We start from the raw sequence: 7,430 nt of genomic DNA on the forward strand, positions 1-7,430 counted from the left end.
CTGGCGTACAAACTTTGTGCTTAATCCGTTCGGGTATCTAATCGAGCCCGCCACTAGAACAGACGCTTAAAGTTTCAAGCTGTTTCGCACCGCGACTATTTCGTCTGCGCTGTCCTTATAAACCTGCGCCTGCCCCGCGTAGGAAAGAACATAAGCCTTATCAGCATCGAGCGCCGCCACCAGCGTTTGCGACAACACATGTCGACCGTTTTCGGTGACCGTGCAAGTCGTTTCCAGCGCCGATAAAGAGCCAAGCATCGCGGCGTGCACCTTGTTGCAGACACTTTGGTAGCCGCTTTGGAAAAAGTCCTTTTGAATCGACTTGCGCATCTCCAGCAATACCCCCTGCAGATTCACCTGATGCCCCGCTTCCACCTGCGTCATGGTCAACTCCATCACCATCACCTGATTGCCATCGGCATCGTTTTTCACCGCCCGCTGACGAGAAACCTGAGGGGCGCTGTCCGGTAGCGCTTCGACTTCCCAGCCTGCTGGCCAGGTGACACTCGGCTCGTCCGCCAACGCGCAAACCGCCTGCAGCGAGAACACAGAAAAAACAAACAGGGTTTTGAACAGTCGGATCATTGCCGGGCGCACTCGCAGATTGAGCGGCAAAGTCTGAGCCCCGCCCGCACGCAGGGCAAGCCTGCCCTTTCATTTGGCGATGCCGCAAGGCATGCGTATCATTGCGCCCATCACTCGCCCATAGTTATTGGAGGGCCCATGAGCCTGCACGAACTGAACACTTTCCCCGGCGTTACCGCCACGCCAGACAGCGCAACCCGCAACTTCGTGTTCAACCACACCATGCTGCGTGTGAAAGACATCACGAAGTCCCTGGATTTTTACACCCGCGTGCTGGGTTTCTCGCTGGTCGAAAAGCGTGACTTCCCGGAAGCCGAGTTCAGCCTGTACTTCCTCGCGCTGGTCGACAAGGCGCAGATCCCGGCCGACGCCGCTGCGCGCACCGAGTGGATGAAGTCGATTCCGGGCATTCTGGAACTGACCCACAACCACGGCACCGAAAACGATGCTGACTTCGCCTATCACAACGGCAATACCGACCCGCGCGGTTTTGGCCACATCTGCATCTCGGTGCCGGACATCGTAGCCGCGTGCGCGCGCTTCGAAGAACTGGGCTGCGACTTCCAGAAGCGCCTGACCGATGGCCGCATGAAGAGCCTGGCGTTCATCAAGGACCCGGACGGCTATTGGGTCGAGATCATTCAGCCTGCGCCGCTGTAAAAGCTGAAAAGCCCCTCACCCTAACCCTCTCCCAGAGGGAGAGGGAACTGATTGGGGGATATTTGAGAATTACGCCGACTTGAAAGACTGGCGCTGAATCCATAATCGACTGGATCGTTCAGGTCGATGGACAATCTCAGATACCTCGGTCGGCTCCCTCTCCTGGAGGGAGAGGGAACTGACTGGGGGATATTGGAGAGTTACGCCAACTTGAAAGACTGGCGCTGAATCCATAATCGACTGGATCGTTCAGGTCGATGGACAATCTCAGATACCTCGGTCGGCTCCTCTCCTGGAGGGAGAGGGAACTGATTGGGGGATATTGGAGAGTTACGCCGACTTGAAAGACTGGCGCTGAATCCATAATCGACTGGATCTTTCAGGTCGATGGACAACGCCAGACACCTCGGTCAGCTCCCTCTCCTTCGGGAGAGGGCTGGGGTGAGGGGCAAGATTTCACGCCCAATAAAAAACCCGTGATCTCTCACGGGTTTTTTCATTTATGGCCTGGCAGTTACGCCGGAGCCGAAGTGCGGATCAAGTGATCGAAAGCACTCAACGAAGCCTTCGCGCCCTCGCCCACCGCAATCACGATCTGCTTGTACGGCACAGTCGTTACGTCGCCGGCAGCGAAGATGCCCGGGATCGACGTCTCACCACGGTTGTCGACAATGATCTCGCCACGTGGCGACAGCTCGATGGTGCCTTTGAGCCAGTCAGTATTGGGCAACAGACCGATCTGGACAAAGATCCCTTCCAGCTCGACGGTACGCAGTTCATCGCTGTTGCGATCCTTGTAACGCAGACCGTTGACCTTCTCGCCATTACCGGTGACTTCAGTGGTTTGTGCGCTGGTGATCACGGTGACGTTCGGCAGACTGTGCAGCTTGCGTTGCAGCACAGCGTCGGCCCGCAGTTTTACATCAAACTCCAGCAAGGTGACGTGGGCCACGATACCGGCCAGGTCGATCGCCGCTTCGACGCCGGAGTTACCGCCACCAATCACCGCAACACGCTTGCCTTTGAACAGCGGGCCATCGCAGTGCGGGCAGTACGCCACGCCTTTGTTGCGGTATTCCTGCTCACCCGGCACGTTCATTTCGCGCCAGCGTGCACCGGTCGCCAGAATCACACTCTTGGCTTTGAGGGTCGCGCCACTGGCGAAGTGAACTTCATGCAGCTCGCCGTTCTTGCCGGGAATCAGCTTGTCGGCGCGTTGCAGGTTCATGATGTCGACGTCGTATTGCTTGACGTGTTCTTCCAGCGCAGTCGCCAGTTTCGGGCCTTCGGTTTCCTGTACGGAAATGAAGTTCTCGATGGCCATCGTGTCCAGCACCTGGCCGCCAAAGCGCTCGGCCGCGACACCGGTGCGGATGCCTTTGCGCGCAGCGTAGATCGCCGCCGAAGCACCGGCCGGGCCACCGCCGACCACCAGCACGTCAAAGGCTTCTTTGGCACTGATTTTCTCGGCCTGACGCTCGATGGCGCCGGTGTCGAGCTTGGCGAGGATTTCTTCCAGACCCATGCGGCCCTGACCGAAGTTCTCACCATTGAGGTAGATGCTCGGCACCGCCATGATCTTGCGATCATTGACTTCGTCCTGGAACAGCGCGCCGTCGATGGCGACGTGGCGAATGTTCGGGTTGAGCACGGCCATCAGGTTCAGTGCCTGGACCACGTCCGGGCAGTTCTGGCAGGACAGCGAGAAATAGGTCTCAAAGCTGAACTCGCCTTTGAGCGAACGGATCTGCTCGATCACTTCAACGCTGGCTTTCGATGGGTGACCACCGACTTGCAGCAGGGCCAGCACCAGGGAAGTAAATTCGTGGCCCATCGGGATACCGGCGAACCGCAGACTGATGTCGGCGCCCGGACGGTTGATCGAGAACGATGGCTTGCGGGCATCGTCACCGTTGTCGATCAGGGCAATCTGGCTCGACAGACTGACAACGTCTTTGAGCAGGTCATGCATTTCCCGGGATTTCGCACCGTCGTCGAGGGAAGCAACGATCTCGATCGGCTGGGTGACCCGTTCCAGGTACGATTTCAACTGGGCTTTAAGATTGGCGTCCAACATACGGGCGATCTCCTGTGTCTTTATTCGAGGCGAAAAAAAGCCCGAGCGAATCTCGCCCGGGCTTTTTTATTGGGCGGTGCAGCTTACTGAAGTAGATGCGGAGTTCCGCCCTGTGTTGCGTGTCTCACAGACTTAGATCTTGCCGACCAGGTCCAGGGACGGAGCCAGAGTGGCCTCGCCTTCTTTCCACTTGGCTGGGCAAACTTCGCCTGGGTGAGCAGCAACGTATTGAGCAGCCTTGATCTTGCGCAGCAGCTCGGAAGCGTCACGGCCAACGCCGCCATCGTTCAGTTCAACGATTTTGATCTGGCCTTCAGGGTTGATCACGAAGGTGCCACGGTCAGCCAGGCCAGCTTCTTCGATCAGCACGTCGAAGTTGCGGGAGATGGCGTGAGTCGGGTCGCCGATCATGGTGTATTCGATTTTGCCGATGGCTGGCGAAGTGTTGTGCCAGGCAGCGTGGGCAAAGTGGGTGTCGGTGGAAACGCTGTAGATCTCTACGCCCAGTTTCTGGAAGGCAGCGTAGTTGTCAGCCAGGTCTTCCAGCTCGGTAGGGCAAACGAAGGTGAAGTCGGCTGGGTAGAAGAATACGACCGACCACTTGCCTTTCAGGTCAGCGTCCGAGACTTGAACGAAGTCGCCGTTTTTGAACGCGGTAGCTTTGAACGGTTTTACTTGGCTGTTGATGATAGGCATTGATGACTCTCCGTCAGGGTTGTGAAGTTGATGGGGTGAATCCTACCCACTCACTCGACGGATGGCTCATTGGCAAACCTGATGCTGCTGATTTGTTTTCGCTATTAGCTGACTGTATTAATAGAAGAAAACGATATCTACGACGAAGCCGGCTTTTCCGTAATCCGAGCCATCCCCTGGAATGGGCTTGCTTCAACATAGCGCATCGCGGACTTCATATCCTTCCAGCCGACGTAACTCATCAACGACTTCAAGTCCCAACCGCTTTGATGGGCCCACGTGGCAAAGCCTCGACGCAGCGAATGGCTGGTGTAGTTTTCTGCCGCAATACCGGCACGCTCCAGCGCCTGACGCAGCAGTGGAATGATGCTGTTGGCGTGCAAGCCCTCCTCGCTCAGGTTGCCCCAGCGGTCAATGCTGCGGAAAACCGGGCCACGTACCAGAGCGGCTTCGGTCAGCCAGTCGATATAGGCCTGAACCGGACACAGTTTCAGCAGTGCCGGCGCTTGATACGTCTGTCCAAGGTTTTCCCGATCACCCTTGCTGCGCGGCAGATACAAGGTGATGCCAGTGCCGGCGTTGGCCTGCACATGCTCGATCTGCAAGCGGCATAGCTCATCACTGCGAAAGCCGCGCCAGAAGCCGAGCAGAATCAGCGCCCGATCGCGGTAGGCCTTGAGCAGCGCTGGACGATCCTGTTGCTGCTTCGCCGTCAGCGCCTCTTGCTGCAGCCAGGCGACGACGCGTTCCAGATCGCGCAATTGCAAGGGTTCGGCTTGCTTTTCCTGCGCCGGATGCAATGCCCGAATACCCTTGAACACCTTGCGCACCACCGGCGCTTTGGTCGGATCGGCAAACCCCTGACTGTTGTGCCACTGCGCCAGCGCCGACAGACGCAGCTTGAGCGTGTTGATCGACAGCACGCCTGCATGTTCGACGAGATAACGCGCCACGCTGTCTGCCGTGGCCGGCAGGAAACCTCCCCACGTCACTTCGAAATGCTCGATGGCCGCGCGATAGCTGCGTCGGGTGTTGTCGCGGGTAGCGGCTTGCAGATAGCGATCCATATCGCTCATGGGCAGTTTTCTCGCAGGCGTACTGATTCAAGGATCAAAAAGCGGATTTAATCACCTGACACTGGGTAATACCAGTATATCCCGCGTCTTTGATATCAAAGGTTTAACTTTATTTTTTGAATGGTACACTGCGTACTTTAGTGGCATGTACCACAGTACGTAACCGTAGGAGTTCTCATGGCCCGTGGCGGCATTACCAAAGCGCTGGTTCAGATTGCGCGCACCGCGATTCTGGCCCGCGGCGAACACCCGAGCATTGATGCAGTACGCATCGAAATGGGTAATACCGGCTCGAAAACCACGATCCATCGCTACCTGAAGGAACTGGATGACGGCGCCCAGCCAATCGAAGCCTCGGCCGAACCGATTGATGACGAGCTGACTGCACTGGTCTCGCGCCTCGCTCAACGCCTGAAAGAACAGGCGCAAGAGCCGATCGAGCAGGCACGCGAGCAGTTCGAAGCGCAACGCGAAGCCCTGGAGTCGGAACTGAAGCAAACCCGCCAGGCCCTGGAAAAGCTCGAGCACGAGCACGACATTCAAGGCGCCGCGCTGGAGCGTGAGTCCGAAGCACTGAGCAACACCCGCTCCATGTTGCAAACCGAACAAACCCGTAATGCCGGTCTGAATCAGGCACTGGCCGATTTCGAATTGCGCCTGCAGGACAAGGACGAGCAGATCCGCTCACTGGAAGAAAAGCACCTGCACGCCCGTGACGCACTGGAGCACTACCGCAACGCCACCAAAGAGCAGCGCGAGCAGGAACAAAGTCGCCACGAAGCGCAAGTGCAGCAGATTCAGGCCGAACTACGTCAGGCACAGCAAAGTGCGCTAGTCCGCCAGGATGAAATCACTCAACTGCATCGCGACAACGAACGCCTGCTCACGGAAAATCGTGGCACTCAACGCGAATTGAATTTGTTGCAGGATCAGCTCAAGCAGAGCAATCAGCGCCAGGATCAATTGCTTGAGCAAGCGACCCGCGTCGACAGCGAACGCACCCTCCTCCAGGAACGTTTGCGCGTAGCGACGCTGGAAAGCCAGACACTCAAACAGAGCGTCGAGGAGCAGGCACTGCTCAACCAGTCACTGGAAAAGGAATTGAGTAAAGTGCAGGCAAGCCTGGAAGAAAGCCAACGTCTGGCAGCCACCGTTGCGGCAGCGCCAGACCAGGCCAAACCGAAAAACGCTTAAGCGCCGACCGGCGTACGCATTGTGACGAACTCTTCGGCGGCCGTCGGGTGAACCCCGATCGTGTCGTCGAAGTCGCGCTTGGTGGCACCAGCCTTCAATGCAATCGCCAGCCCCTGCACGATCTCTCCGGCGTCAGGGCCGACCATATGGCAACCGAGGACTTTATCGGTTTTGCCGTCGACCACCAGCTTCATCAGCGTCTTCTCCTGACACTCGGTCAGCGTCAGCTTCATCGGACGGAAACGGCTTTCGTAAATGACCACGTCGTGACCCGCCTCGCGCGCCTCTTCTTCGGTCAAGCCGACTGTGCCGATGTTCGGCAGGCTGAACACGGCCGTCGGGATCATCTTGTAATCGACCGGACGGTATTGCTCAGGCTTGAACAGACGTCGCGCCACCGCCATGCCCTCAGCCAATGCCACCGGGGTCAACTGTACACGACCGATCACATCGCCCAGCGCCAGGATTGACGGCTCGCTGGTCTGGTATTGCTCGTCGACCTCAATGAAGCCTTTGTCGTTGAGCTGCACATCGGTGTTTTCCAGGCCCAGGTTATCCAGCATCGGACGCCGGCCAGTGGCGTAGAACACGCAGTCCGCCTCCAGCACTCGACCATCCTTGAGGGTAGCTTTCAAGCTGCCATCGGCCTGCTTGTCAATGCGCGCGATGTCGGCATTGAACTGCAGATCCATGCCGCGCTTGGTCAGCTCTTCCTGCAGATGCTTGCGCACCGAACCGTCGAAGCCGCGCAGGAACAGATCACCGCGATACAGCAAGGTGGTGTTCGCCCCAAGTCCGTGGAAGATCCCGGCAAACTCGACCGCGATGTAACCGCCACCGACCACCAGCACGCGTTTCGGAAGCTCCTTGAGGAAGAATGCCTGGTTGGAGCTGATGGCGTGCTCATGCCCCGGAATCTGTGGAATCTGCGGCCAGCCGCCGGTGGCGATCAAAATGTTTTTCGCGGTGAAGCGCCCACCGTTAACCTCGACCTCATGCGGGCCGACGATCTTCGCGTGCGCTTCATGCAGGGTCACGCCACTGTTCACCAGCAGATTGCGGTAAATGCCGTTGAGGCGGTTGATCTCGCGATCCTTGTTGGCAATCAGCGTCGCCCAATCGAAATTCGCTTCGCCCAGGCT

At 57.8% G+C, this 7,430-nt stretch carries 7 protein-coding genes; 2 read left to right on the forward strand and 5 right to left on the reverse strand.

The window, feature by feature from the left end; all coding sequences use genetic code 11:
- Positions 1 to 66 precede the first annotated feature (66 nt).
- Positions 67 to 585, reverse strand: coding sequence for a DUF4946 domain-containing protein (locus DBR24_RS08870; RefSeq protein ID WP_128614538.1), 519 nt, complete (start codon positions 583 to 585; stop codon positions 67 to 69).
- Between the two features lie 138 nt (positions 586 to 723).
- Between DBR24_RS08870 and gloA the strand changes: the two genes are divergently transcribed.
- Positions 724 to 1,245: a lactoylglutathione lyase gene (gene gloA, locus DBR24_RS08875; protein ID WP_007963339.1), complete on the forward strand. Its 522-nt coding sequence runs from the start codon at positions 724 to 726 to the stop codon at positions 1,243 to 1,245.
- A gap of 514 nt (positions 1,246 to 1,759) precedes the next feature.
- On the opposite strand, the gene ahpF is transcribed toward gloA, so the two are convergent.
- The 3 genes from ahpF to DBR24_RS08890 form a co-directional block, all read right to left on the reverse strand.
- Positions 1,760 to 3,322 (reverse strand): alkyl hydroperoxide reductase subunit F, encoded by a 1,563-nt coding sequence (gene ahpF, locus DBR24_RS08880; protein ID WP_128614531.1) that lies wholly within the window; start codon positions 3,320 to 3,322, stop codon positions 1,760 to 1,762.
- 132 nt (positions 3,323 to 3,454) lie between these two features.
- Entirely contained in the window at positions 3,455 to 4,018 is a 564-nt protein-coding gene (gene ahpC / locus DBR24_RS08885) for an alkyl hydroperoxide reductase subunit C (protein WP_034154256.1), read from the reverse strand.
- Positions 4,019 to 4,155: 137 nt separating this feature from the next.
- Positions 4,156 to 5,094, reverse strand: coding sequence for a site-specific integrase (locus DBR24_RS08890; protein ID WP_128614532.1), 939 nt, complete (start codon positions 5,092 to 5,094; stop codon positions 4,156 to 4,158).
- Between the two features lie 177 nt (positions 5,095 to 5,271).
- Between DBR24_RS08890 and DBR24_RS08895 the strand changes: the two genes are divergently transcribed.
- Entirely contained in the window at positions 5,272 to 6,288 is a 1,017-nt protein-coding gene (locus DBR24_RS08895) for a DNA-binding protein (protein WP_128614533.1), read from the forward strand.
- On the opposite strand, the gene gorA is transcribed toward DBR24_RS08895, so the two are convergent.
- Positions 6,285 to 7,430: glutathione-disulfide reductase (gene gorA / locus DBR24_RS08900; protein WP_256591352.1), on the reverse strand; the 1,146-nt coding region annotated here is incomplete at its 5' end. The two genes, DBR24_RS08895 and gorA, sit on opposite strands and share 4 nt — an antisense overlap.

It is taken from the genome of Pseudomonas sp. HMWF006 (genome assembly GCF_003061205.1).
GTDB lineage: Bacteria > Pseudomonadota > Gammaproteobacteria > Pseudomonadales > Pseudomonadaceae > Aquipseudomonas > Aquipseudomonas monsensis.

Excerpts from the sequence above, each read along its gene's own strand:
- DBR24_RS08870 (WP_128614538.1), bottom strand. The coding sequence starts at position 585 with ATGATCCGACTGTTCAAAACCCTGTTTGTTTTTTCTGTGTTCTCGCTG.
- gloA (WP_007963339.1), top strand. The coding sequence starts at position 724 with ATGAGCCTGCACGAACTGAACACTTTCCCCGGCGTTACCGCCACGCCA.
- ahpF (WP_128614531.1), bottom strand. The coding sequence starts at position 3,322 with ATGTTGGACGCCAATCTTAAAGCCCAGTTGAAATCGTACCTGGAACGG.
- ahpC (WP_034154256.1), bottom strand. The coding sequence starts at position 4,018 with ATGCCTATCATCAACAGCCAAGTAAAACCGTTCAAAGCTACCGCGTTC.
- DBR24_RS08890 (WP_128614532.1), bottom strand. The coding sequence starts at position 5,094 with ATGAGCGATATGGATCGCTATCTGCAAGCCGCTACCCGCGACAACACC.
- DBR24_RS08895 (WP_128614533.1), top strand. The coding sequence starts at position 5,272 with ATGGCCCGTGGCGGCATTACCAAAGCGCTGGTTCAGATTGCGCGCACC.